Annotated in this window: 22 protein-coding genes; 9 read left to right on the forward strand and 13 right to left on the reverse strand. The window is 65.2% G+C overall.

What is annotated here, in order from left to right; genetic code table 11:
• Nucleotides 1–201 precede the first annotated feature (201 nt).
• The 3 genes from AC0L3U_RS20035 (at nt 202) to AC0L3U_RS20045 (ending at nt 6,501) form a co-directional block, all read left to right on the forward strand.
• The gene (locus AC0L3U_RS20035) at nt 202–2,358 is read left to right on the forward strand and encodes a methyl-accepting chemotaxis protein (protein ID WP_473362908.1); all 2,157 of its coding nucleotides are present in this window, start codon (nt 202–204) and stop codon (nt 2,356–2,358) included.
• A gap of 199 nt (nt 2,359–2,557) precedes the next feature.
• Nucleotides 2,558–4,528 (forward strand): methyl-accepting chemotaxis protein, encoded by a 1,971-nt coding sequence (locus AC0L3U_RS20040; RefSeq protein WP_473362909.1) that lies wholly within the window; start codon nt 2,558–2,560, stop codon nt 4,526–4,528.
• Nucleotides 4,529–4,812: 284 nt separating this feature from the next.
• On the forward strand, nt 4,813–6,501 hold the full coding sequence (locus tag AC0L3U_RS20045; RefSeq protein WP_473362910.1) for a methyl-accepting chemotaxis protein: 1,689 nt from the start codon (nt 4,813–4,815) through the stop codon (nt 6,499–6,501).
• Between the two features lie 3 nt (nt 6,502–6,504).
• Here AC0L3U_RS20045 and AC0L3U_RS20050 read toward each other — a convergent pair whose 3' ends face one another.
• From AC0L3U_RS20050 to ygfZ, 6 genes are all read right to left on the reverse strand, one after another.
• Nucleotides 6,505–9,225, reverse strand: a complete 2,721-nt coding sequence (locus tag AC0L3U_RS20050) for a DUF2339 domain-containing protein (protein ID WP_473362911.1) — start codon at nt 9,223–9,225, stop codon at nt 6,505–6,507.
• Nucleotides 9,226–9,274: 49 nt separating this feature from the next.
• Nucleotides 9,275–10,243 carry an NUDIX hydrolase gene (locus AC0L3U_RS20055; protein WP_473362912.1) on the reverse strand — a complete coding sequence of 323 codons (969 nt, stop codon included), beginning with the start codon at nt 10,241–10,243 and terminating at the stop codon, nt 9,275–9,277.
• Between the two features lie 220 nt (nt 10,244–10,463).
• Nucleotides 10,464–10,970, reverse strand: a complete 507-nt coding sequence (locus tag AC0L3U_RS20060; RefSeq protein ID WP_473362913.1) for a tyrosine phosphatase family protein — start codon at nt 10,968–10,970, stop codon at nt 10,464–10,466.
• A 131-nt stretch (nt 10,971–11,101) separates the two neighbouring features.
• Nucleotides 11,102–11,716: a YfbR-like 5'-deoxynucleotidase gene (locus tag AC0L3U_RS20065; RefSeq protein WP_473362914.1), complete on the reverse strand. Its 615-nt coding sequence runs from the start codon at nt 11,714–11,716 to the stop codon at nt 11,102–11,104.
• Complete coding sequence (locus AC0L3U_RS20070) at nt 11,713–12,339, reverse strand: DNA-3-methyladenine glycosylase I (protein WP_473362915.1); 627 nt, start codon at nt 12,337–12,339, stop codon at nt 11,713–11,715. Before AC0L3U_RS20070 ends, AC0L3U_RS20065 begins: the two co-directional genes overlap by 4 nt.
• Nucleotides 12,336–13,217, reverse strand: a complete 882-nt coding sequence (gene ygfZ / locus AC0L3U_RS20075; RefSeq protein ID WP_473362916.1) for a CAF17-like 4Fe-4S cluster assembly/insertion protein YgfZ — start codon at nt 13,215–13,217, stop codon at nt 12,336–12,338. The genes AC0L3U_RS20070 and ygfZ overlap by 4 nt, the downstream gene beginning before the upstream one ends.
• Nucleotides 13,218–13,318: 101 nt before the next feature.
• Here ygfZ and AC0L3U_RS20080 point away from each other — a divergent pair, with 101 nt between their 5' ends.
• The 5 genes from AC0L3U_RS20080 to AC0L3U_RS20100 all read left to right on the forward strand — a co-directional run bounded on the left by AC0L3U_RS20080 (nt 13,319) and on the right by AC0L3U_RS20100 (nt 17,459).
• Nucleotides 13,319–14,653, forward strand: a complete 1,335-nt coding sequence (locus AC0L3U_RS20080) for a dihydroorotase (protein WP_473362917.1) — start codon at nt 13,319–13,321, stop codon at nt 14,651–14,653.
• A gap of 192 nt (nt 14,654–14,845) precedes the next feature.
• Nucleotides 14,846–15,715 (forward strand): sulfurtransferase, encoded by an 870-nt coding sequence (locus tag AC0L3U_RS20085; RefSeq protein ID WP_473362918.1) that lies wholly within the window; start codon nt 14,846–14,848, stop codon nt 15,713–15,715.
• A gap of 86 nt (nt 15,716–15,801) precedes the next feature.
• Entirely contained in the window at nt 15,802–16,506 is a 705-nt protein-coding gene (locus AC0L3U_RS20090) for an RNA polymerase sigma factor (protein ID WP_473362919.1), read from the forward strand.
• Between the two features lie 91 nt (nt 16,507–16,597).
• Nucleotides 16,598–17,131, forward strand: coding sequence for a DUF4142 domain-containing protein (locus AC0L3U_RS20095; RefSeq protein ID WP_473294499.1), 534 nt, complete (start codon nt 16,598–16,600; stop codon nt 17,129–17,131).
• A gap of 10 nt (nt 17,132–17,141) precedes the next feature.
• A complete protein-coding gene (locus AC0L3U_RS20100) occupies nt 17,142–17,459 on the forward strand; it encodes a cupredoxin domain-containing protein (protein WP_027568641.1) in 318 nt (105 codons plus the stop codon).
• A gap of 91 nt (nt 17,460–17,550) precedes the next feature.
• Here the strand turns inward: AC0L3U_RS20100 and AC0L3U_RS20105 are convergent, their stop codons facing one another.
• The 4 genes from AC0L3U_RS20105 to AC0L3U_RS20120 all read right to left on the reverse strand — a co-directional run bounded on the left by AC0L3U_RS20105 (nt 17,551) and on the right by AC0L3U_RS20120 (nt 19,484).
• Nucleotides 17,551–17,817, reverse strand: coding sequence for a hypothetical protein (locus AC0L3U_RS20105; protein WP_007594892.1), 267 nt, complete (start codon nt 17,815–17,817; stop codon nt 17,551–17,553).
• 287 nt (nt 17,818–18,104) lie between these two features.
• Complete coding sequence (locus tag AC0L3U_RS20110) at nt 18,105–18,482, reverse strand: TIGR02301 family protein (RefSeq protein WP_473362920.1); 378 nt, start codon at nt 18,480–18,482, stop codon at nt 18,105–18,107.
• 48 nt (nt 18,483–18,530) lie between these two features.
• Nucleotides 18,531–18,965 carry an NUDIX hydrolase gene (locus AC0L3U_RS20115; RefSeq protein WP_027516475.1) on the reverse strand — a complete coding sequence of 145 codons (435 nt, stop codon included), beginning with the start codon at nt 18,963–18,965 and terminating at the stop codon, nt 18,531–18,533.
• 18 nt (nt 18,966–18,983) lie between these two features.
• Entirely contained in the window at nt 18,984–19,484 is a 501-nt protein-coding gene (locus AC0L3U_RS20120; protein WP_027516476.1) for a hypothetical protein, read from the reverse strand.
• A gap of 63 nt (nt 19,485–19,547) precedes the next feature.
• On the opposite strand from AC0L3U_RS20120, the gene AC0L3U_RS20125 reads away from it, so the two are divergent.
• Nucleotides 19,548–20,312, forward strand: a complete 765-nt coding sequence (locus AC0L3U_RS20125; protein ID WP_473362921.1) for an SOS response-associated peptidase — start codon at nt 19,548–19,550, stop codon at nt 20,310–20,312.
• A 12-nt stretch (nt 20,313–20,324) separates the two neighbouring features.
• Here AC0L3U_RS20125 and AC0L3U_RS20130 read toward each other — a convergent pair whose 3' ends face one another.
• From AC0L3U_RS20130 to AC0L3U_RS20140, 3 genes are all read right to left on the reverse strand, one after another.
• A complete protein-coding gene (locus AC0L3U_RS20130) occupies nt 20,325–21,518 on the reverse strand; it encodes a CaiB/BaiF CoA transferase family protein (protein ID WP_473362922.1) in 1,194 nt (397 codons plus the stop codon).
• 36 nt (nt 21,519–21,554) lie between these two features.
• Nucleotides 21,555–22,484 carry a glycine reductase gene (locus tag AC0L3U_RS20135; RefSeq protein ID WP_473362923.1) on the reverse strand — a complete coding sequence of 310 codons (930 nt, stop codon included), beginning with the start codon at nt 22,482–22,484 and terminating at the stop codon, nt 21,555–21,557.
• 288 nt (nt 22,485–22,772) lie between these two features.
• Nucleotides 22,773–23,354 (reverse strand): GDP-mannose pyrophosphatase, encoded by a 582-nt coding sequence (locus AC0L3U_RS20140; RefSeq protein ID WP_473362924.1) that lies wholly within the window; start codon nt 23,352–23,354, stop codon nt 22,773–22,775.
• Between the last annotated feature and the right edge of the window lie 8 nt (nt 23,355–23,362).

Consider the following 23,362-nt stretch of genomic DNA (forward strand, 5'->3'; position numbering starts at 1 on the left):
ACCTCAAGCTGAAATTTACAACTTGCTCGCGAAATTATCTCTTCCATTTCAATTATTTGGGCTGAAATCCCAGTATTTCTCCGGGCCCCCCCCCGTTAACCAGAATGCGAAGCTCGAGGACTAGATTCTCCGGCAAGGGCGATCAACGTCCATGCAGCCGGCAAGGACTTGGCTGCGTGTTTCCTTTGGGGGAAACGTAGCATGTTGAGCCCTGCTCATCATCAGCAGGTCCGAACTCAGGCCGTCAGCGCGTGGAGTCGGCTTGGAAATGTTCGGATCGGCACGATCTTGCCGATCATCATCTCTGCCCTGGTCTTGCTGGGGTTGGCCTCGGCTGGATTCATCGCCTATGAGGCCATCCTCAAGCGGCGAGAGTCCGAGGCATTCCTGAAGGTCAATGCAGTTGCCCATCTGCTGCTGCGCAGCGCAGGACATTGGGCCATTGAACGCGGGCTGACCAACGCCGTGCTGAAGTCTCCTGATGTCGTCAGCGCCGAGCGCCGTGCCGAAATCGCAAAGGCGCGCGCGACGGCCGACGAGGCCTTTCGCCAAGCCGTCCTCGATATCAGCGCGATTCCCGAAATGACAGCGGGGCAAAGACAAATTGCGGACGCCGCGGCGAAATTCGAGGCGCTGCGTCTCTTGCGTGAGAAAGCCGACGCGGGAATGTCGCGCCCGCGCGTCGAACGCGAGGCTGACCTCGTAGATGGCTTCGCGCCAACAATTACGGAGGTGATCGACGTCGCGAGCAACCGCTTGAGGCTGACGCTCGAGACGCTCACCAGCCCGCCTGTGGCAAGGCTGGCCCAGCTCATCGGCTTGCGACATCTGACAGCTCAGATGGCCGAGAATGCCGGAAGGGAGCGGGCCCTGCTCGCTGGGGTCGTCGGTGCGCGCGCGAAGCTCGGGATGGAGGGCTATGAGCGCCTTTCGGCGCTGCGGGCCAAGGTCGAACTCGCATGGGACACGGTATTGCCGGTGCGGCTGCGCGCGGACCTCGCCGTGCAGATAGGCGAGGCGATGACGGAGGTCGAGAAGTCCTATTTTGGAGCCTACGGTGAAACGCGGGCGCTTGTGCTCGCCGGTGGCGAAGCCGGGGACTACAAGATCACGGGACCCGAGTACTTCACGCGGGCCACCGCCGGCATCAATGCGGTGCTGAAGCTCGGTGAAGCCATCGGCGCGGCCGCTGACCGCGAAGCCACGATGCAGGCAGAAGGCAGCACTCGTAATTTCGCTTTCACGGTCGTGTTGCTCTGCGCCTCGGTGATGCTCGCTGGCCTCAGTTTCTGGATCACCTTTGGCCGGATCCTCAAGCCGCTTTCAGCCATTTCGATTGCGATGGGTGGGCTCGCCAATGGCGACTTCACGACGGTCGTGCCAGGCACCCGCCGAGGTGACGAGGTCGGCGAGATGGCGCGGACCGTTGAAGTCTTCAAGCAAAACGGCCTCGAAGTCGAACGCATGCGCGGCGATCACGTTGCGGCCGAGCGGCGGGCAGCCGAGCAGCGCAAGGCGGAGATGCGGAAGCTGGCCGACGGCTTCGAAGCCGCGATCGGGGAGATCGTCGACACCGTGTCCTCGGCAGCGACCGAGCTCGAAGCCTCGGCGTCGACGCTCACATCGACCGCGGAGCGCGGGCAGCAGCTCACGACCATGGTTGCTGCGGCCTCCGAGGAGGCGTCCACCAACGTGCAGGCGGTGGCGTCGGCGACCGAGGAGCTGTCGTCTTCTATCACCGAGATCAGCAGGCAGGTCCAGGAATCGGCCCGCGTGGCCAACGAAGCTGTCGGCCAGGCGCGTGTCACCAGCGAGCGTGTCAGCGAATTGTCCAGGGCGGCGACGCGGATCGGCGACGTGGTCGAGCTGATCAACACTATCGCAGGTCAGACCAATCTCCTGGCGCTCAACGCGACCATCGAGGCCGCGCGCGCCGGCGAAGCCGGTCGCGGCTTTGCGGTCGTCGCCTCCGAGGTCAAGGCACTCGCCGAACAGACCGCGAAGGCCACCGGCGAGATCGGGCAGCAGATCGCCAGCATCCAGACCGCGACCGAGCATTCGGTCGGCGCAATCAAGGACATCAGCGGCACTATCGAGAAGCTCTCGGAGATTTCCTCCACCATCGCGGCTGCCGTGGAAGAGCAGGGCGCGGCGACGCAGGAAATCTCGCGCAACGTGCAGCAGGCGGCGGAAGGCACCCATCAGGTCTCGTCCAACATCACCGACGTGCAGCGCGGGGCGAGCGAGACCGGCTCGGCGTCGTCGCAAGTGCTGGCGGCGGCGCAGTCGCTGTCAGGCGACAGCAACCGCCTCAAGCTCGAGGTCGGCAACTTCCTCGATACCGTGCGCGCAGCGTGACGCGGCCGCCGTCATCGACCGACTGCAACCGCCGTGCGAAGACGCCCGGTGGCTCGCATGCGTTCGCAGCTGGATGCCGCGGTGCGAAGAGCCGCACGGTTAACCTTCCGGAAAACCGATTCAGTCATGATCTCCGCAATATTCCGGGTGCCGAGTCGCCCTCCTTGCATTGCGTATCCATCGTATTGGAGCACATCCCATGAGTGGCCCTTCCATTCGCCTCACCCATAAGGTCATGGCGATCGGACTGTTCGGATTGTTGGGTCTCGTCGCCTTCGGCGCGATCTATGAGATGGGCAGTCTCTCCCAGGACGCCTCGCGCGACGTTGCCAACCGGGCTCGCGCGATTGCGGATCTCGACAAGCAGCTCTCGATCGAGATGCTGGAGGCGCGCCGCAACGAGAAGAATTTTCAGCAGCGCCGCAACGAGAGCTACGCCAAGGCCCACGCGGAGTTGATCGGGCCGATCAATCGCGATTTCGAAGAAATCGAGCGTCTGATGGCGGCCGGCGGCATGAGCGCGCTGTCCGACCGGATGAAGCAGGCCCAGGACGACTTCAAGCGATACGCCTCGGACTTCGGCAAATTGGTGGCCGCGGAGACCCGGCTCGGCCTGAACGAGACGCTGGGCCTATCCGGCTCGCTCCGCGCCGCGGTGCACGACATCGAAGCCAAGCTCAAGGAGATCGACGATCCCAGGAGCACGAGCTGGATGCTGATGATGCGCCGGCATGAGAAGGACTTCATGCTGCGGCGCGATCCAAAATACATCGCCGAGATGAAGAAGGCCGCAGCCGAATTCTCCAAGGCGATAGAGGTCGTCGCAGTCCCTACGGCCGTGATGAACGACATCACAGCCAAGCTGCAGAAATACCAGTCCGAGTTCGCGTCCTGGGTTGAGACCGCGCAGCAAACTGCGGCCCTCGACGCCAGCATGATGAAAACCTTCCGTGGGTTGGAACCGGGCATGATCGAGGTGCGCAACACAGTCGAAGACCTCTACAGGAAAGCCGAAGCTGCAGAGGCTGCAACCCGCGATTCCGTGCGGCTGTGGATGGCGGTCGCCTTCGGCGTTACCGTCGTCGTCCTCGCCGCGGTCGGCTTCCTTCTGGGGCGTTCGATCTCGAAGGCGCTTGCCGGCATGGTCGGGGCGATGACGCGGCTTGCGCGCGGCGAGCTTTCGATTTCCGTTCCCGGCATCGGGCGCAGGGACGAGATCGGCGAGATGGCCGGTGCCGTCGAGGTGTTCAGGACCAACATGGCGGAAGCCGAGCGGCTGCGCACCGAGCAGATCGAAGCCGAGGCACGCGGGCGCCAGCAGCGCAAGGCCGACATGCACCGGCTCGCCGATAATTTCGAAGGCGCCGTCGGCGAGATCATCGATACTGTTTCGTCGGCGGCAACCGAGCTGGAGGCGTCCTCGAACACGCTGACGCAGACCGCCGAGCGCGGCAACGGGCTTGCCACCGTCGTGGCGGCCGCCTCCGAAGAGGCCTCCGCGAACGTGCAGTCGGTGTCTTCAGCGAGCGAGGAAATGACCTCCTCGATCTCCGAGATCAGCCGTCAGGTGCAGGAATCGGCGCGTGTCGCCGATGTCGCCGTCGAACAAGCCCAGCGCACCAATGCGCGCGTCGCCGAGCTGACCAAGGCCGCCTCCCGCATTGGGGACGTGGTCGAGCTGATCAACACCATCGCCAGCCAGACCAATCTGCTGGCGCTCAACGCGACGATCGAAGCGGCGCGGGCGGGCGAAGCCGGCAAGGGTTTTGCCGTGGTCGCGACCGAAGTGAAGGCGCTCGCCGAGCAGACTGCGAAAGCGACCGGCGAGATCAGCCAGCACATCGGTGCGATCCAGACCGCAACGCAAGACTCGGCCGGGGCGATCAAGGAGATCGGCGACACCATCGCGCGGATGTCGGAGATCTCGTCGACCATTGCCGCCGCGGTCGAGGAGCAGGGCGCCGCCACGCAGGAGATCTCCCGCAATATCCAGCACGCCGCGAATGGCACCTCCGAAGTCTCGGCGAACATCGGCCACGTCCAGCGCGGGGCAGGCGAAACCGGAGCTGCCTCGGCGCAGGTGCATTCGGCAGCGCAATCGCTCTCGCAGGAGAGCAACCGGTTGAAGAGCGAGGTCGCGCGCTTCCTGGAATCGGTACGGGCGGCGTGACAGCCGCAGCATCGGTCGCATGTTGCGGCGCAAGCGGACCGGCTGCGCGTGGCAGCATGAGGTGGCTGTGAGCTGCAACAGATGGTTGCATGTGAAATAACGACTGTCGGAAGTGTCCCGTAATTTTACGTAGGTCCCTGTTAACGCCTGCTTGCGATTATGTGTGCAATCTCACGGGATAAGAACCAGCCAGCATTGTTGAACTGACATCCGTCTCGCCACCGTCGTGGCGATCACGGCGCAGGTGATTTGCGCGTTGTCAGGTAACATCGGGATTTGTCGTGATGTCGAAATTGTCCATCGTCTTCAAGCTTCTGGCCGTGCTGTCGGTCCTCGTTCTTTCGCTCGCCGGAGTCGGCGTGACGGCGATCGGCACCATGCAGAACATCAATTCCCATACGGTCGAGATCGCGGAGAGCTGGCTGCCCAGCGTGCGCGCGCTCGGCTCGCTTCGCGCCGACATCAACGAGCTGCGCGTCGCGCTGCGTCTGCATCTGATGCAGGACACCGTTGAGGGCAAGGACGCCGCCGAGAAGCGCCTCGCCTCGCTCCGGGCGCGCATCGACCAGACGCGCAAGGTCTACGAGCCGCTGATCACCTCCGCCGACGAGCGCTCGCTCTATGGGCAATGGAGCACGGCGTGGGCCGAGTATCTGAACGGCGTGCAGGACGTGATGGCCCTGTCGCGCAAGGGTATTGGCCATTTCCCGGCCGACGCCAACGAGTTGTTGCAGACCAAGGTCGCGAAGATGGCCCAGGCCGCCGACCCTCTGCTTCAGAAGGGCATCGAGATGAACAATCGCGGCGCCGAGCTGGAGACCAAGCAGGCCGCCGACAGCTACGCCATGATCTTCCGCGTGCTGGTCGGCATCATCGTGTTCTCGGTCGTGATCGCGATCGGCGCCGCCTATTATCTCGTGCGCGACGTTTCCCGTGGCATTGCCTCAATCATCCGCCCGATGCAGTCGCTCGGCGAGGGCGACCTTTCGGCCGACGTGCCGCATCGCGGCGAGAAGACCGAGATAGGATCGATGGCGGATGCGCTGCAGATCTTCAAGGAGGCGCTGATCGCCAAGAAAGCCGCCGACGAGGCCGCTGCGCGCGACGCCGAAGCCAAGATCGAACGCGGCCGCCGCGTCGACGCCATCACCCGCAAGTTCGAAGCCATGATCGGCGAGGTGGTCGGGACCGTGTCCTCGGCCTCGACCGAGCTCGAGGCCTCCGCCTCGACGCTGACCAACACCGCGCAGCGCGGACAGGAACTCGCGACCGTCGTCGCAGCCGCCTCCGAGGAAGCCTCGACCAACGTCCAGGCGGTGGCATCCGCTTCCGAGGAGCTGTCGTCTTCCATCACCGAGATCAGCCGCCGCGTGCAGGATTCGGCGCGGATGGCGGCGGAGGCCGTCGAGCAGGCGGCGCGGACCAACGACCGCGTCAACGCACTGTCGCAGGCGGCGTCCCGCATCGGCGATGTCGTCGAGCTCATCAACACCATCGCAGGGCAGACCAATCTGCTGGCGCTGAACGCGACCATCGAGGCCGCGCGTGCCGGCGAAGCGGGCCGCGGATTCGCGGTCGTCGCCTCCGAGGTCAAGGCGCTGGCCGAGCAGACGGCAAAGGCGACCGGTGAGATCGGGGCGCAGGTCTCGGGCATCCAGGCAGCGACGCAGGAATCAGTCAGTGCCATCCAGGAGATCGGCGGCACCATCGAGCGGCTGTCCGAGGTGGCTGCGGCCATTGCCGCCGCCGTCGAGGAGCAGGGCGCGGCGACGCAGGAAATCTCGCGTAACGTGCAGCAGGCCTCGGTCGGCACGCAGGAGGTCTCGTCGAACATCACCGACGTGCAGCGCGGTGCGATCGAGACCGGCGAGGCCTCGAACGAGGTGCTGTCGGCGGCGAAATCGCTGGCGACGGACAGCACCCGTCTCAAGGTCGAGGTCGCGCAATTCCTGGAATCGGTTCGCGCGGCCTGATCCTCAAATGCTCGTCTGCGGAGCCGGCGGCGGTGCGACCTGCCGCCGGAACAGGATACGCTGGTAGAGCCAGCCGATCGCGACCAGCACGATGCCGAGGCACATGAACGACAGCGCGCGGTAGACGCCCGTCAGCGTCGACATGTCGATGACGAAGGCCTTCAGGATCGTCAGCGCGATCACGACGGCCGACGCCAGTCGCGCCCGCTCGGAATTGACGAGAATGCCGACGCCGAGCAGCACCACGCCGAAGCCGAGCCAGCCGATCGAATAGGTATATTGCTCGGCGCCCGTCGTCGCCCCGGCGGAGAGGATCGGGCCGTGATAGAAGCGGCGGATCTCCAGCGTAACATAGGTCAGCGCGAACAGCAGTGCGCCGCCCGCAATCGTGTTGGCGTAGGCCTTGCCGCGTTCGCCAGCCACGGCATAGGACAGCAGCAGCATCAGCACCGCCGGCAGCGCGTAGCCGAGCAGCAGCAGGTTGAACACGGCGCCGCCAACGTCGGTGCGCCGCAGCAGCGGATTCTCCAGGATCAAGAGGCCGAACACGCCGACGAGCCCAGCGATTGCCGTGAGCACGACCGCGCCGACATTGTGCACGATGCTGCGGCTGCGCTGCCGCAGACGCTCCAACCCGATCGCCATGGCGAGCATGACGCAGACCTGCAGCGCGCATTCGAGCAGCGACGGTGCCGACGTCACGTCGCCGCCGGTCGCAAAATGGCGGATCTCCATGAAGGCGAGCAGCGCGGTGAACAGGATCGCGGCGCTCTCGACCATGCGCAGAGGGGCGTCGTCGCCGCGGCGGCGCAGGAACAGGCTCGCCGCCCAGAACGATGCCGCCGGCAGGCCGTAGCCCCACAACAGCCAGTTGAAGATCGGCGTGGTTCCGACGGCGTCGCCGACGATGCGCGGATCGTAGCCGATCCGGGCGGTGACGAGGCCTGCGAAGATCGCGGCCAGCCAGCGCAGGAACGGGATCGGCCGCTGCATCGAGATCCAGGCGGTGCCGAGCGACATCAGCGCCAGTGCGATCGTGAGCCAGCCCTTCTCCAGTGCAAACGTCAGCGCCAGCGCCAACGCACCGAGCGTGCCGGTCGCGAACAAGGCCGTGGAGATCATGGCGCCCGGCCGGGACTCGCGGCGCGCAAGGGCTTCGGTGGCAGCGCCAAAGGCGGCGGCGAGCAGCACCGCGAGGATGGCGAACGGAATCGAGCGGTCGAGATGCGCGATCCGTGCGTAGAGCGCGACCAGGATCGCGATCGGCGTCGCGACACCGGCGACCGACCACACCACCGGAATGATCGCCGAGTTCGAACGGCCCTGCGCGAGGAAGCCCGCGATGCCGAAGCCGGCGGCGAAGATCGCCGCCATCACCAGATGCAGTGTCACCGCACTGTCGATCGCCGTCGGTGCGATGCCGGCGATGGGGCCGCCCGGCAGCACCAGCATGTCGGGATTGGCGCGCACCGCCCATTCGGCGAACACGACGAAGACGGTTGCGGCCGCCGCGCCGAGCGCGCCGGTGGCCGCCGGCGCGCGCCAGGCGACAAGCAGCGTCGCGCCGACCAGCAGCGCGAAGGCGATCAGCGCGAGGTCCGCATGCGCGCTCGACAGCACGATCAGCATCGCGCCGAACAGATAGGCACCGAGCGAGCCGGACGAGACCGGTTCGATCTCGCCGTCCTCGATCGTCGGGCCGAACATGAAGCCGCAGACGACGAGAAGAGCGGCAAGAACGAAGCCCGCGATCACATGGAAAGCGTGCGGCGCGACCTGCAAGTCGCTGGTGTCGAGACCCGGAAAGATCCAGAGCACGGCAAAGGCGATGGTGGTGACTGCAAGCCAGCGCCACAGCCGGATACGGGCGAGGCCGAAGCTCGCGGCGGTGACGATCGCGAGATAAATGTAGAGCGCCCAATAGTCCGGCTTGTCGCTGGAGACGAGGATCGGCGTCACGAACGCGCCGACCACGCCGAGGCCCGCGAGCGCGGGCCCGTGCAAGAGCGCCGCGGCCAACGTGCCGAGCGCGACGAGGCCGAGCAGCACGAAGGCGGTCGCGGGCACGACGAAGCCATAGAGCGCGTAAGCCGCGTAGATGGTCGCAAACGCCACCGCCGTGCCGGCCGCGGTGAGGATCGCGGGAATGTTGGCGATCGGCAACGCGGCGATATTGGAGATGCTCTCTTTGCGGCGTGACCATTCGCCGGCCCCCAGCAGCGCCAGCGCGAATACGCCGCCAAGGAACACGCGCACGCCGGGGCCGACGAGGCCGGCCTCGATCGAATAGCGCACCATGAAGAAGCCGCCGAGCGCGAGCGCAAGGCCGCCGATCCACACCACCCAGCGCGTGCCGAGCCGTTCCTCGAAGCCGGGCGCGGGTGCGGGCAGCGGCGGCGTCGCGTCGGCCCCGGTGCTCGCTGCGAGCGGGGGCGGTGAAACATCCTCGGTGACGAGCGGGGGCGGCGCCTCGGCTTCCGCTTCGGCTTCCGCTTCGGCGTGGGGCACAAGCGGCGGCGGCGCTGCGGAAGTCGTCGCGGACGCTTCAGCCCACACATCTGCCGGGATCCGCGGCGGCTGCACGGGCCGTTGCGCGCGGAACGTCTCTTCGAGCGAGCTCAGCCGTCGTCGCAGCTCAGCCGCCTGGCTGGAGGCCTTGATCGCGATGATGAAAGCGATGACCGCGATGATCAGCGCGAAGACGTCAAACGGGCCGTCAGACATAAAGCCTCCAGGCAATCGGCGGGCAGGGGCCGATCACACATATCTCGGGTTAGCGCCGGGAGCGTACGCGCAAGCCCGGCGCGGGCCGCTCCTGGAGCACGTCGCGACGGAAGCGGTAGAGCGCCGCCGGACGTCCGCCCGTCTGTGTCGACATCACCCCGGTCGGTTCGACCAGGGCTTCCATTTCGACCAAGCGGCGGAAATTTTGTTTGTGCAGGTGTCGGCCGGAGATCGCCTCCACCGTATACTGCAATTCCGTGAGTGTGAACTCGGCGGGCAAAAGTTCAAAGACCACAGGACGATACTTCAGTTTGGCACGCAGCCGCGCGATCGCTGTCGCAAGAATCCGGCGGTGGTCGAAGCGCATGGACGTGCCGAGCGCGGGCAGTGCCTTGCGCGCTAATGCCGCAGGGCGACCGTCACGCCGCGCTTCTTCGACCAGCCCGGCCTCGTACAGGAGCTCGTAGCGGTCGAGCACGCGCTCCTCGTCCCAGGACGCGCCGTCGAGACCGAAATAGAACCGCACCCGATCCTTGCGCGGCAATGCGCGCGTCGTCTCCGGCGTCTCCTCTTCGGCCCACTCCGTCAATGCCGGGATGATGTCGTCCGCGATGATCGCAGGCGGGCCCTCGCGCCGGTCCTCCCAAGGCAGGAAGCGATACCATGGCGCGAAGCTCGCACTCGTGGCTGCCAGTTCGCCGCCGATAGCGCGTGTCAGTGCGAGATAGCCGATCGACACCATGTGCGCGCCGGTGTCGCCGGCCTCGGCATGCCGGCCGCGATCGCCGAACGTGTAGAGCTGTTCGACATAGCCGAGCCGCAGCCCCGTCTGTTGCTCGACCCAGGCCCGCAGGCCGATCTCGAAAGTGCGATGGCTCGGCGCATCGAACGGGCCGAACGGCAGGCCCGCCAGTCCGTCACTGTCGCGCGCGGTGAGGATCAGTGGCTCATGATTCTCGATCGCGACGATCGCGGCAGTCAGGCCGATCTCGATCGGCGTCAGCAGCTTTTCGCTCATGCGACGGCGGTCGCGTGAGTGATGAGATAGGTATACCAATTGTTTGAGTCGGTCTCGCCGCGGGCTCGCTGTAATCTCTCCCGCTTGCGGGAGAGGTCGGCGCGCAGCGCCGGGTGAGGGCTTTCTCCTCTAGGGGACTGTCCCGATGCGGAGATACCCTCTCCCCACCCCTCTCCCGCAAGCGGGAGAGGGAGCGCACCTGTGCTGTGGTGCGCAACTGTCATTCGAGCTCGATCACGAAAGGGCGGCCCTCGACCATCATCGCGCCTGGGCCCATCTCGTCGAGTGCGCGCAGCATGCGGCCGTTGCGCCCCAGCGCACGGTCGGCAAGACCGACGATGCGGCGGTTCGGCGAGGCGATCGGGGAAGCTGCCCGGATCTTCTTCGCGATCTCGGTCTCGTCGCGATCCGGATTGAGTGCGCACACGGCGGCAAAGGCGCTCGCGGTGGAGCGGCTGATGCCGGCATAGCAATGCACCACCAGCGGCGCGTCGCGGTCCCAGCCGCGCACGAAGTTCAGCACCTGCTCGATATGCGTTTCCGATGGCGCGACGAAGCCGTCCATCTCCTCGGTGATATCGTCCATCGACACCCTGAGATGGTTGGCCGGCAGCACCGAGACCGGCCGGGCCACCTGCTCGACATTGGCCATCACGGTCAGCACGTGGCTGGCCTTGGTGAGGCGGACGGTTTCGGGAAGGGCGGCGAGGGAACAGACGTGGATCATGGCGGACCTTTTTCCGCAGATTATAGCGAGCGTTGGCGGGGTGGGCAAAGCGAAGCGTACCCACCACTTTCGTCTCATTGCGCAAAATCAGTTGGGGGCGGCGCAAGGGCCCTTTGCCCGCCCTGCAGGACCTACGCAAACAGGGCGCCAAACCGCTCCAGAAACTGCTTCTCGGCCCGGGCAGCCGTCCAGGGGGTGAGATAGTCGCGCCGGACGCTGTCGGAGAGGCCGGGATCCTTGCCGAACAGGCGCCTGGCCTCGCTCTCGCTGAAGCCGGCCAGCGTCGTCGCCTCCAGATAGGCCGCGCCGCGATCGGCGGCCTTGATCGCCAGCGTGATCTCCTCCGGCAGTACCGGCGGCAGGCCAAAGCGGATGTGGATGGCGCCGAGCAGGCGCTTCTCGACCGCCTTGTAATGACCGTCGAGCACGGCCTTGAACGGCGAGATCATGTCGCCGATCACATATTCGGGTGCGTCATGCAGCATCGCCGCAAGCCGCATGCGCTGATCCACGCGCGGGTTCTCGTGCCGCATCACGGTTTCGACCAGCAGCGTGTGCTGCGCGACCGAGAAGATGTGCGCGCCAATGGTCTGGCCGTTCCAGCGGGCGACACGCGCCAGCCCATGTGCGACGTCGGCGATCTCGATGTCGAGCGGGGAGGGATCGAGCAAATCGAGCCGCCGGCCCGACAGCATGCGTTGCCAGGCGCGGGTGTCGGCGCCGCGTTCGGTCTTCTTCGCGCTCATTTGGCCTTGAGGCGGGGCTTGCGCTGCGTCTTGCCGCAGCTCGCGTGACAATGGCAGTCGACGAGATGATCGTTGACCATGCCGGTCGCCTCCATGAAGGCATAGACGATCGTCGGGCCGACGAACTTGAAGCCGCGCGAGGACAGCTCCTTGGAGATCTGCATGGAGAGCGGCGTCGAGGCCGGTACGCTCGCGGTGGTCTTGAAATGATTGACCTTGGGCCTTCCGTCCATGAAGTCCCACAGGAATTTCGAGAAGCCGGGGCCCCTCTCCATGATGTCGAGATAGGATTTCGCGCTTGATATCGCGCCGTCGATCTTGGCATTGTTGCGCACGATGCCGGCATCGTTCATCAGCGCGTGAACTTTCTTCTCGTTGTAGCGTGCGATCTTTTCCGGCTGGAAATCGTCGAAGGCTTTGCGAAAATTGTCGCGCTTGCGCAGGATGGTGATCCAGGACAGGCCGGCTTGGAAACCGTCGAGGATCAGCTTCTCATAGAGCGCGCGGTCGTCATATTCCGGCACGCCCCATTCAGTGTCGTGATAGGCGACGTAGAGCGGATCTTCGCCGGGCCAGGGGCAACGCGTCTTTCCGTCGGGATGCAGGCGGGGAGCACGGCTCATGCGATGGGTTGCTTCGTTGGAATGCGCACGACGTCTGGTTCCGCAAGCCTCACAGCGAGGCCACCGGCAGTCAGCGCCTGTCCTGCATCGAGCGCATCAGCGACGCGGTCGATGCGCACCAGCGCGATACCCTTGCCCTGCGCCGACGAGCCCATTGTGCCGACCGGCTTGTCGCCGGCGAGAATGCTGACGCCGGGCTCAGGCGAGGAGTCCTCGAGCAGCACCTTGACGCTGCGGGTTCGCGCGGTGCCGCGATGCTGCATGCGCGAGACGACCTCCTGGCCGACATAGCAGCCCTTGTCGAAATCGACGCCGGAAAGGCGATCCATGTTGGTCTCGTGCGGGAACGCATCGCTGTACGTGAAATCGAGCCCGCCGCGCGGCACGCCGAGCGCGATGCGGTGGGCCTCGTATGCGGCGGCGTCGACGAGCTCGGCGCCGATCAGATCGGACAGCTTCTGTTTGAGATCTTCGGGGATCAGGATGCGGGTACCGAGGTCTTCATTGCGCGGATCGGCAAAGGCGAGGTCGGGCTGGGCCGCGGGCTTGCCGGCCCAGGCCGCGAGCACGCCGAGATCCTCGGACAGGTTTTCCACCGTGACCTTGGCGCGCAGCTTGTAGAATTTCAGCTTGGTGGCGAGGCCGTCGGCAAGCGGCTTCGGGCAATCGATCAGGAACCCGCCGCCATGGCCGGCAGGCGCTTCCGTGATCAGGAAATCCACGATGATCTTGCCCTGCGGCGTCAGCAGCGCGCCGAATCGGCCCAGGCCCGGCTTCAGCTTGTCGATGTCGGTCGTGACGAGGCCATTGAGGAAGTTGCGCGCATCCTCGCCCGCGACCTTGATCACGCCCCGGTCCGGAAGAAACGCTGATTTCATACGAAAATCTCTTGCGACATGTTGCTCCGGAACGTAAGCCCGCAAGGCAAAAACGACAAGACCTCAAGCCCTGCGCTTGGGGACGAGAGGGGCCTTCAGCCATGACCCAGCGTTTCGACGTGATCCTCAAGGGCGGCACTGTCGTCAACCAGGACGGCGAGGGAGCCCGCGATATCGGCGTCGTCAACGGCCGCATTGCCGAGATGGGCGCGCTGTCGCAGGCTTCCGCCGCGGAGGTGATCGACTGCAAGGGCCTGCACATCCTGCCCGGCGTGATGGACACGCAGGTGCATTTCCGCGAGCCCGGGCTGGAGCAGAAGGAAGACCTCGCGACCGGCTCGCGCAGCGCCGTGATGGGCGGCGTCACCGCCGTGTTCGAGATGCCGAACACCTCGCCATTGACCGTGACGGAGGCCACCTTCACCGACAAGGTGAAGCGAGCTCATCACCGCATGCATTGCGACTTCGCCTTCTTCATCGGCGGTACCCGCGAGAACGTGCAGGACCTGCCGGTGCTGGAGCGTGCGCCGGGTTGCGCAGGCGTCAAGGTGTTCATCGGCTCCTCGACCGGCGCGCTCTTGGTGGAAGACGACGAAAGCCTGCGCCGCATCTTCCAGGTGATCCGTCGCCGCGCGGCGTTCCACGCCGAGGACGAATACCGCCTCAACGACCGCAAATCGCTGCGTATCGAGGGCGACACGCGCTCGCACCCGGTGTGGCGCGATGAGACCGCGGCGCTGATGGCGACGCAGCGGCTGGTCAAGCTCGCGCACGAGACGGGCAAGCGCATCCACGTGCTGCACATCTCGACCAAGGAAGAGATCGAATTTTTGCGCGACCACAAGGATGTCGCCTCCTGCGAGGCGACGCCGCATCATCTCACGCTGGTCGCGCCCGAATGCTACGAGCGGCTCGGCACGCTGGCGCAGATGAACCCGCCCGTGCGCGGCGCCGATCACCGCGCCGGGATCTGGCGCGGCATCGAGCAGGGCATTATCGATGTGCTCGGCTCCGACCACGCCCCGCATACGCTTGAAGAGAAACAGAAGACCTATCCGGCCTCGCCCTCCGGCATGACCGGCGTGCAGACGCTGGTGCCGCTCATGCTCGATCACGTCAATGCCGGCCGCCTGTCGCTGGCAAGGTTCGTCGATCTCACCAGCTCGGGCCCCGCGCGCCTCTACAATATGGCCTGCAAGGGCCGCATCGCTTCCGGCTACGACGCCGACTTCACCGTCGTGGATCTCAAGCGCAGCGAGACCATCACCAACAAATGGGTGGCCTCCAAGGCCGGCTGGACCCCCTATGACGGGTTGCGCGTCACCGGCTGGCCCGTCGGCACCTTCATCCGCGGCCGCCGTGTGATGTGGCAGGGCGAGCTCGTGACGGCCGCGCAAGGTGAGCCGGTGCGTTTTCTGGAGACGTTGAAGGCGTAAGTAATTTGCGGTTAGGCAGCACGAGCGCGCAGCACACTCGATGTCGTCCCGGCGAAGGCCGGGACCCATACCGCGAGGTGTCTCGGTTGCGAAAGTCGCAGTACCGAATGACTAGCCTCCGCATAACTTCTTCCCGGGGGTATGGGTCCCGGCCTTCGCCGGGACGACATTGGGGGACATGGGAGTGCACCAATGACCCAACCGACACCCCTCATCACCACCGAGCAACTCGCAGCCCAGCTCGGCGATCCCAATCTCCGCCTCTACGACTGCACGACCTACAACGAGCCGGTGCCGCCGGGCAGCGACGTGCCCTATCGCGCGGTGCCCGGCGACAAGACGTTCGAGGCCGGCCACATCCCGGGCGCTGATTTTCTCGACCTGCAAGGCGAGTTCTCCGACGCCTCCGCGCAGCAATTCTTCATGATGCCTGATGTGGCCCAGCTGGAGGCCGCCTTCGGCCGCCACGGCCTCGATGCATCCAAGTCCGTCGTGCTCTACAGCATCGGCACCATGATGTGGTCGACGCGGTTCTGGTGGATGCTGCGTTCGCTCGGCGTCGACGCGCGGGTGCTCGACGGTGGCCTCGACAAATGGAAGAAAGAGGGACGGCCGGTCGTAACGGGCGCCCCGAAGGGCTATCCGGCCACGACCTTCAAGGCGGCGCCGCGTGCGGGCTTCTTCGTCGACAAGAATGCGGTGAAGGCACGGCTCGGCGATCCCACGACTGTTATCGTCAACGCGCTCGGTCCGCAATTTCATCGCGGCCTCGAGCCGAGCCGCTACGGGCGGCCCGGTCGTGTTCCCGGCAGCGTCAACGTTCCCGCGGCGGTTCTCACCAATGCCGACAAGACGCTGACGACGCTCGCCGATGCCGAAGCCAAATTCGCCGCGGCAGGCGTCACCCGCGACAAGAATGTGATCCTATATTGTGGCGGCGGCATCTCGGCGACGATCGACCTGCTGTTGCTGACGCAGCTCGGATACGACAAGCTGACGCTGTACGATGCCTCGATGGGCGAGTGGGCGAGGGAACCGGCGCTGCCGATCGAGACGGATTAGGCCTCCGGGGAGGCCAGAAAGTTGGGAACCTTTCCCTTAGGGAGGCATCCAATGTCCGGACGAAGCCAAACGAGCAGGTGACCGCCATGCCACGGACCGCAGCCGGCCTATCCGCCGGCGCCAAAACATCGGAAATCCGGACCTTGGAAGCCGAACTGGTCGAGCGGGCGCGGGGCCGTGATGAGGCGGCGCTGCGCGAGATCATGCAGGCCAACAATCGCAGGCTCTATCGTCTGGCGCGCGGAATTCTGCGCAGCGACAGCGAAGCCGAGGATGTCGTTCAGGAAACCTATGTCCGCGCCTTCACCCATCTCGACAGCTTCCGCGGCGAGTCCGGGTTGTCGACCTGGCTGTCGCGCATCGCCATCAACGAGGCGCTTGGCCGGGCGCGAAACGCCAGGCCGTATGTCGAGCTCGGCTCGGTGCCCGAAGCGATGCTCGAGGCGCAGATCATCAAATTTCCCGTTTCTTCCGCAGGCGATCCGGAAAGGACCATGGCCCAACGTGAAATCCAGCGCGTCGTCGAGCGCGCCATCGACGAGTTGCCGGATGTCTTCCGCATGGTCTTCGTCGCACGCGTCATGGAAGGCATGAACATCGAGGAGACTGCCGAGCTGCTCGGCGTCAAGCCCGAAACCGTGAAGACGCGGCTGCACCGTGCGCGGACCATGCTGCGCGAGAACGTCGAGAAGGAGATCGGTCCGGTGGTGATGGATGCGTTCCCGTTCGCCGGGTGGCGCTGCGAGCGGCTGACCGTGTCGGTGCTGAAGCGGCTCGGCATCGGCGGCTGAAGTTTTTCGGGAACGTTCGCGCGAGAATTCCATCCAACGCCTGTGAAGCAACGCGCCGGCAAAACGTCCGGCACCACAGGAGTGTCAAACCATGTTCGTTCGTTGGACCACGGCGATCGCCGCTGCAATTTTGTTGTCGAGCCCCGCGCTGCTGCAAGGTGCCAGAGCAGCCGACAAGCCGACCGATCCGCAGATCGCCCACATCGCCTACACCGCGGGCGTGATCGACATCAACGCAGCCAAGCAGGCGCAGAAGAAGGCCAAGAACAAGGACGTGAAGGCATTTGCCGAGGACATGCTGCGCGACCATGAGGCCGTCAACAAGCAGGCGCTCGCGCTGGTCAAGAAGCTGAACGTCACGCCTGAAGACAACGACACCAGCAAGGCGCTGTCAAAGCAGGCGAGCGATAAGCTCGCCGAACTCGACAAGCTAAATGGTGCTGCCTTCGACAAGGCCTATGTCGCGAACGAGGTCGCCTACCACAAGACAGTCAACGGCGCGCTGGAAACCCAGCTCATTCCATCCGCCAGCAATGCCGAGCTGAAGAGCCTGCTGCAGACCGGTCTGAAAATCTTCCAGGGGCATCAGCAGCATGCCGAGCATGTCGCGGCGGAGCTGAAATAGGGAGGCGATGATGCCGGGACGATTGTCTGCGATCGTGTCAGCGGTCCTGCTCGTGGCGTTGGCCGTCCCGGCGCATGCTGCGACCATCGAGATCACGATGGAGAATCTCGAAGTGTCGCCGAAAGACGCTTCGGCCAAGGTCGGCGACACCATTGAATGGATCAACAAGGACGTCTTCGCCCACACCGCGACTGCTGGGAACGGCGATTTCGACGTCAACCTGCCTGCGAAAAAATCAGGGACGTTGGTTCTCAAGAAGGCAGGCACGGTCGATTATTACTGCCGCTATCACCCCAACATGAAAGCGACGCTCAAGATCGAGCCGTAACGGCTGGGGAGCATACTCCCGACGGCAGCGGAAACTGGCCCCGCCCGCGTGGCGGGGGCATTTCGGCAAGGCTTACTGCCTGGAGGAAGACTTACTGTCTGGAAATATCGACCGAGAATTCGCCGTTGCGGATGCGGCCGGGAAAGCCTTCGACGAACTTCGCCACCGCGTCCTCGCCATAGGTGCCGACGAGCTCGGCAAGGGCCGCAAACAGGCTCGCCTGCGCCAGGCAGTCGCCGTCGACGCCGTCATGGCGCGCTTCGGCCCAGGCCTCGTTGAGATAGCTCAGTGCGGCCTGCTTCTGCTCGTGATCGGGCAGCGGCGCGCGTGCGGGGGCGTAGGACACTGGATGGCTCATGAAACTCGATCAGGGCTGGGGCGCGATCCACGGCGATGCGCTGTGCGAGAGGTGTAGCACGCGCGTTAACGACCGCTAGGCCACATCTTTAGGAACGGTTAACGGCTGTGTACAAAGTCGATGACAGGGTTCCCCGATGCCCAACCCTCATGGTGAGGAGCGTGCGAAGCACGCGTTTCGAACCATAGAGGCCCCGCTGCTGCAGCCAGCCCTTTCATCCTCCGAGACGCGCGTTCCGCGCTCCTCAGGATGAGGAATTTACAAGTCTGGATGTGATTGGCAGTAGTTCAGTTCGCGTAACGCGCCGTGAGATCGCGCGAGATCTTCGCGCCTTCCTCGATGTAGCGGCGGATCGCCACCGTCGCGGCCGGCGTGCAGCTCCGGTAGGTCTGCTGAAAACCGTTATAGCCGCGGTTGAAGCCGGCGATCATGCGGGTGCGGCGTTCGCCCGCGGGGGTTTCGGCATCGATCAGCGCCTGCATCTCGCTGCGCCATTTGTTGCCCTCGTTGGACCCGCAGATGCCGCGCAGATAGTGCAGCCCACCGAGGATCTCCGCCAGCCGCTGCAAATCGCCGTCAAACGGCGCTGCCCCGTCCTGAGCCCTCGTGGGCACCGAGGCACAGGCGAGAATCACGGCAAAAATGGCCAGAAATCGCGTCGACATCGGCGGGGTGTATGCCTCCTCGGGGCGGTGGACGCAAGGCGGGGGCGGTCAGGGGCCGATCAGCCGGTGGGCGGACTGGATGACCTCTTCCAGCCCGCCGGTCAGCTTGAGGTCGCCAAGGCCCGCCAGGGCCTCCGGAGCGATCCAGCGGTAGTCGTCGAGCTCGTCGTTGAGAACCGGCTCCCGGGCCACCCAGCGGGCAGCAAAGGACATGATCAAATAGTGGCCGGCGCCGGCCGCGGCCGGGAGCACTTCGCGCCAGCCCGCGAGGCCGATGACGTCGATATCGAGCCCGGTCTCCTCGTCGATCTCGCGCGCCAGCGCCTGGTGCAGCGATTCGCCGAACTCGACCCGACCGCCGGGCAGCGAATAGAACCCCTTTGCCGGCGAGCGTGCGCGACGGGTCAGAAGCACCTTGCCGTCACGAAAAATCGCGGCACTGACCGCGATCTGGGGACGGGTGGGCTGAACGATCGCAGCCATGACTTCACCTGCTGGGGCCTAGTTCGCCATGATGTTGTCGACGTCGGCTTCCGCGCCGCCATTGATGATGCCGCCGCAGGCCGCGATCAGCGGCTTGACCCAGTGGGCGGCCTGCTCGGCGAGGCGAACGCGGGTCGTGTCCTTCTCGACCTCGCGCATGGCCGAGCCGACCGCCGTCAGGATCGAGGTCATGGTGTCGGTGAGGTGATCGAACTGGGCGCGCACGTTCGGGTCGGCCTTTTCATAGGCCTCGATCGCCAGATCCCGGGCCTTGAAATTCGAGGCCGTGAAATGCTCGGCATAGGAAAGCGGCGACCAGGTCAGAAAATCTTCCGCGCATTCCGGCATGTCGGGGACCATTTCCAGCAGCATTACGGCTTCATTGAAATGGTTGAGATAGTCGGTGGCAAGCCCGGTCCGCGGGTTGATGTTGGCCACGCGCAGCCGCTCGGCCCAGGCCGCGGCCTCTGGCGCCGTCTGTCCATGCATTCGCGCCGGCTGGGAGACCGTTGAGCTCATCTGCCGCAGTGTTAACGTTCGGGGTTAAAAGGACCTGAACGGACCCTATATAGGCCCTCAAGGATGTGTGGACGCTTCGTCATAACTTCGGCCCCCGCGGCTTTGCGGCAACTGTTCGGCTACATTGAGCAGCCGAATTTCCCGCCCCGGTTCAACGTGGCCCCGACGCAACCGATTCCGGTCGTGCTGGCCGAGAACGGCGCGCGTCATTTCCGCCTGATGCGCTGGGGACTGCTGCCGGGCTGGGTCAAGGATCCCCGCGGGTTTACGCTCCTGATCAATGCGCGTTCCGAGACGGTGCTGGAGAAGCCCGCCTTCAAACGCGCGATTCGCCGGCGCCGCGGCCTGATTCCGGCCGACGGCTATTACGAATGGAAGACGGAGGATGGCCGCAAGCAGCCCTTCTTCATCCATCGCGCCGACGGCGCGCCGCTCGGCTTTGCCGCATTGTTCGAGACCTGGGTCGGGCCGAACGGCGAGGAGCTCGACACGGTCGCGATCGTCACGGCGGCCGCGGGCGAAGATCTCGCCACGCTGCATGATCGCGTGCCCGTCACCATCAGCCCGCGCGATTTCGAGCGCTGGCTCGATTCCCGCAGCGATGACGTCGATGCCGTGTTGCCGCTGATGACCGCCCCGCGCATCGGCGAATTCGCATGGCACCCGGTCTCCACCCGCGTCAACCGCGTCGCCAATGACGACGACCAGTTGCTGCTTCCGATCAGCGCGGAGGAGATGGAGGCGGAGGTAGAGGCCGCGAAACCGAAGCGGGCGGTGCGGAAGGCCGCGGCCGGGCCGGCCGATGACGGGCAGGGATCGTTGTTCTAGTCGGCTTCACCCTTACACGATCTCCCGCGCCCTCAACGCCGCAATCTCCGCTGCGTCAAATCCCAGCTCGCCCAGTACCGCGTCCGTATCCGCACCGAGCTCCGGCGCCATGCGGTCGAGCCTGCCGCCGCCATGCGCGAGCTTGAAGCCGCTGCCGGCGAAACGAAGCCGCCCATAGGGCGTATCGAGCTCCTGGATCGCGCCGCGCGCCTTGATCTGCGGATGGTCGATCACTTCTTCGACTTTCCAGATGCTGGCGCAGGGCGCGCCGGCATCTTCAAGGATGGTCTCCCATTCGCGCGCAGGCCTTGTCGCGAGCGCCTGTTCGATGATGGCGCGCAGCGCCGGCTCGTTCTCGTTGCGCGCGAACCAGTCGGCAAAGCGCGGATCGCTGAGCGTGTCCTCGCGGCCGAGCGCAGACACCAGCGCGCGATACTGCTTCTCGTTGTTGACGGCGAGCAGGATGTGACCGTCGCCGCATCTAAACAAATTCGCCGTGGTCCTGCGGCTAACGGCCTGATTGCCCGACAGCTGCTGGCGATGGCCGGCGACCGACCAGTCCGCGATCTGCCCCGACAGAAACGCCATCGTCGCCTCCAGCATGGAGACGTCAATGAGCTGGCCCTTGCCGGTGCGGTCGCGCTGGTACAGCGCGCTCGACACGCCGAACGCAGCGGTCGCGCCCGACAGCACGTCGCACACGGCAAAGCCCGCACGCGTTGGGCCGGTTTCGGGATGACCCGTGATGGCCATGATGCCTGATAGCGCCTGCATCTTGCCGTCATAGCCGGGGCGCAGCCGGTCCGGACCGGTCTGGCCGAAACCTGAGACCGCGCAGTAGATCAGCTTCGGATTGATCGCGGACAGCGCCTCATAGCCGATGCCGAGCTTGTCCATCACGCCGGGGCGGAAATTCTCCATGACCACGTCGATCTGCGCGGCGAGCTTTTTCACGATCGCGATCGCATCGGGCTTTTGCAGATCGAGCGTCAGGCTGCGCTTGTTGCCGTTGATGGCCTGGAACGCCGGCGCGAGACCGCGCTCAGCCCATTCGCGCGAGAGCGGCGTGCGCCGCATGTCCTCGCCCTCGCGCCGCTCGATCTTGATGACGTCGGCGCCCAGGAGCGCGAGCTGGTAGCTCGCATAGGGGCCGGCCAGCACTTGCGTGAAGTCCAGGATCTTCACGCCCTCGAACGGTCGCGTCACGTCGCTCTCCCTGTTTGTTTTGGTTGTCGGAGGACGTCAGGCGGCGCGATTGCCGCGCGCGATCTCCTTCTGCTTGTCGAATTCCGCACGGCGGCGCGCCAGCTCTTCGGCTGAGAGCTGCGCGACGTTGTTGTAGTCGAGCTTCCAGGCGGCGTCCTCGCTCCAGCGCAGCGGCGACTGCATCGTGGTCTGTGGGCCGCTTGCGGTCTCCAGCAATCGGAGCGCCAGCTCGAGCGTCTGTGCCTGCGAAGCGACGTCGTGCGGCTTGCCGGCAGAATTGCCGAGCGGGAAATCCGAGAACAGGAAGCGCGGCACGGCGGCGTGCTCGATGATGTCCTTGGCGCAACCCATGATCACGGTCGGAATGCCGTTGGCCTCGAGATGCCGCGCCACCAGAGCCGTGGTCTGATGGCAGACCGGACAGTTCGGCACCAGCACGGCGACATCGACCTCGTCGGCAAGGCAGCGCGCCAGAATCTCCGGCGCGTCGGTGTCGAGGGTGACGCGATGGCTGCGGTTGGTCGGCGCGCCGAAGAAGCGCGGGGCCACCTCGCCGATGCGCTCCGCAGCGCTTGCCTTCAAAAGCTGCGGCAGCGGAAACCAGGTGCCGTTGTCGGTGGCCGTGGTGTGCTTACGGTCGTAGCCGATATGCGAGATGCGAAGGTCGTGTGGCTTCGCCGTGTCGCCGTCATAGACCTGGTAGAATTTCGCGCCACCATTATACGCCGCGCCCGGCCCCTGGTCGCCCTTGGTGGGATCGTACGGCGCGGCCGTCGTGATGATGGTGACGCGCGACTGCGACAGCGGCTTCTTCAGCGGCTGGAACGGCGCCTCGGTGTAGTGCGCCCAGCGATACGCCGTGGTGTAGCCAATCGCGGCGTAATAGTCCCGCGTGCGCTGCATATAGGGCACGGGGGCGTCATAGTCGGGCGCAAAGCCGAATTCGTCGTCGCGCGAAGCGGACATGGGCGCGTCTCCTGGTTCTTGTTGGCGACAGACTAGAGATAGTCGGGGGTGAGCTCAACGGGGGGCTGGGCAATGCAGGTCAGAATTGCAGCGCTGATACAGCGAGTCCCGCTTTTTCCCCTCTCCCCTTGCGGGAGAGGGTGGCTCGCCGCGAAGCGGCGAGACGGGTGAGGGGTATCTCTCCGCGTGCTCGACTGCATAAGATGCGCGCGCGGACAGAAACCCCTCATCCGGCGCTTCGCGCCACCTTCTCCCGCAAGGGGAGAAGGGAAGAAAGCAGCTCGCGAGCTACCGAAACACATGCAGCGCCACATGCTGCAGCAGCATGATTGCCTTGGCGTCGATGATGCGGCCGTCCGCGATCATCGCCAGCGCCTCGTCGATGTCCAGCTCCAGCACCTCGATGTCCTCGCCTTCATGTTCGAGGCCGCCGCCGTCGCTGACCCGCATCTCCGGCTCGTATTCGGCGACGAAGAAATGCAGCTTCTCGGTGATGGCGCCGGGGCTCATGAACGCTTCGAACACCTTGTGGACGTGGTGCAGGCGATAGCCGGTTTCTTCCTCCGCTTCGGCGCGGATGCGCATTTCGGGCGAGGCATCGTCCAGCACGCCGGCGGCCGCCTCGATCAGCAAATCGTCGTAGCCGCGAATGAACGCCGGCAAGCGGAATTGCTTCACCAGGATCACCGTACGGCGTGCCAGATTATACGGCAGCACGGCGGCGGCGTTATCGCGCTCATAGGTCTCGCGGTGCTGGGTCTGCCATTCGCCATTGGCGCGCCGGTACTCGAACGTGGTGTTCTTCAGCGTGGTCCAGCCGTCCGAGAGCACGCGGACGTCCTTGATGCGGACGCGGTCGGAAATCGTCATGGCTCGAT

The organism is Bradyrhizobium sp. Kon69 (genome assembly GCF_055807515.1).

Excerpts from the sequence above, each read along its gene's own strand:
- AC0L3U_RS20140 (WP_473362924.1), bottom strand. The coding sequence starts at position 23,354 with ATGACGATTTCCGACCGCGTCCGCATCAAGGACGTCCGCGTGCTCTCG.
- AC0L3U_RS20125 (WP_473362921.1), top strand. The coding sequence starts at position 19,548 with ATGTGTGGACGCTTCGTCATAACTTCGGCCCCCGCGGCTTTGCGGCAA.
- AC0L3U_RS20090 (WP_473362919.1), top strand. The coding sequence starts at position 15,802 with ATGCCACGGACCGCAGCCGGCCTATCCGCCGGCGCCAAAACATCGGAA.
- AC0L3U_RS20085 (WP_473362918.1), top strand. The coding sequence starts at position 14,846 with ATGACCCAACCGACACCCCTCATCACCACCGAGCAACTCGCAGCCCAG.
- AC0L3U_RS20050 (WP_473362911.1), bottom strand. The coding sequence starts at position 9,225 with ATGTCTGACGGCCCGTTTGACGTCTTCGCGCTGATCATCGCGGTCATC.
- AC0L3U_RS20105 (WP_007594892.1), bottom strand. The coding sequence starts at position 17,817 with ATGAGCCATCCAGTGTCCTACGCCCCCGCACGCGCGCCGCTGCCCGAT.
- AC0L3U_RS20055 (WP_473362912.1), bottom strand. The coding sequence starts at position 10,243 with ATGAGCGAAAAGCTGCTGACGCCGATCGAGATCGGCCTGACTGCCGCG.
- AC0L3U_RS20040 (WP_473362909.1), top strand. The coding sequence starts at position 2,558 with ATGAGTGGCCCTTCCATTCGCCTCACCCATAAGGTCATGGCGATCGGA.
- AC0L3U_RS20060 (WP_473362913.1), bottom strand. The coding sequence starts at position 10,970 with ATGATCCACGTCTGTTCCCTCGCCGCCCTTCCCGAAACCGTCCGCCTC.
- AC0L3U_RS20035 (WP_473362908.1), top strand. The coding sequence starts at position 202 with ATGTTGAGCCCTGCTCATCATCAGCAGGTCCGAACTCAGGCCGTCAGC.
- ygfZ (WP_473362916.1), bottom strand. The coding sequence starts at position 13,217 with ATGAAATCAGCGTTTCTTCCGGACCGGGGCGTGATCAAGGTCGCGGGC.
- AC0L3U_RS20120 (WP_027516476.1), bottom strand. The coding sequence starts at position 19,484 with ATGAGCTCAACGGTCTCCCAGCCGGCGCGAATGCATGGACAGACGGCG.
- AC0L3U_RS20115 (WP_027516475.1), bottom strand. The coding sequence starts at position 18,965 with ATGGCTGCGATCGTTCAGCCCACCCGTCCCCAGATCGCGGTCAGTGCC.
- AC0L3U_RS20135 (WP_473362923.1), bottom strand. The coding sequence starts at position 22,484 with ATGTCCGCTTCGCGCGACGACGAATTCGGCTTTGCGCCCGACTATGAC.
- AC0L3U_RS20065 (WP_473362914.1), bottom strand. The coding sequence starts at position 11,716 with ATGAGCGCGAAGAAGACCGAACGCGGCGCCGACACCCGCGCCTGGCAA.
- AC0L3U_RS20070 (WP_473362915.1), bottom strand. The coding sequence starts at position 12,339 with ATGAGCCGTGCTCCCCGCCTGCATCCCGACGGAAAGACGCGTTGCCCC.
- AC0L3U_RS20110 (WP_473362920.1), bottom strand. The coding sequence starts at position 18,482 with ATGTCGACGCGATTTCTGGCCATTTTTGCCGTGATTCTCGCCTGTGCC.
- AC0L3U_RS20080 (WP_473362917.1), top strand. The coding sequence starts at position 13,319 with ATGACCCAGCGTTTCGACGTGATCCTCAAGGGCGGCACTGTCGTCAAC.
- AC0L3U_RS20095 (WP_473294499.1), top strand. The coding sequence starts at position 16,598 with ATGTTCGTTCGTTGGACCACGGCGATCGCCGCTGCAATTTTGTTGTCG.
- AC0L3U_RS20100 (WP_027568641.1), top strand. The coding sequence starts at position 17,142 with ATGCCGGGACGATTGTCTGCGATCGTGTCAGCGGTCCTGCTCGTGGCG.
- AC0L3U_RS20045 (WP_473362910.1), top strand. The coding sequence starts at position 4,813 with ATGTCGAAATTGTCCATCGTCTTCAAGCTTCTGGCCGTGCTGTCGGTC.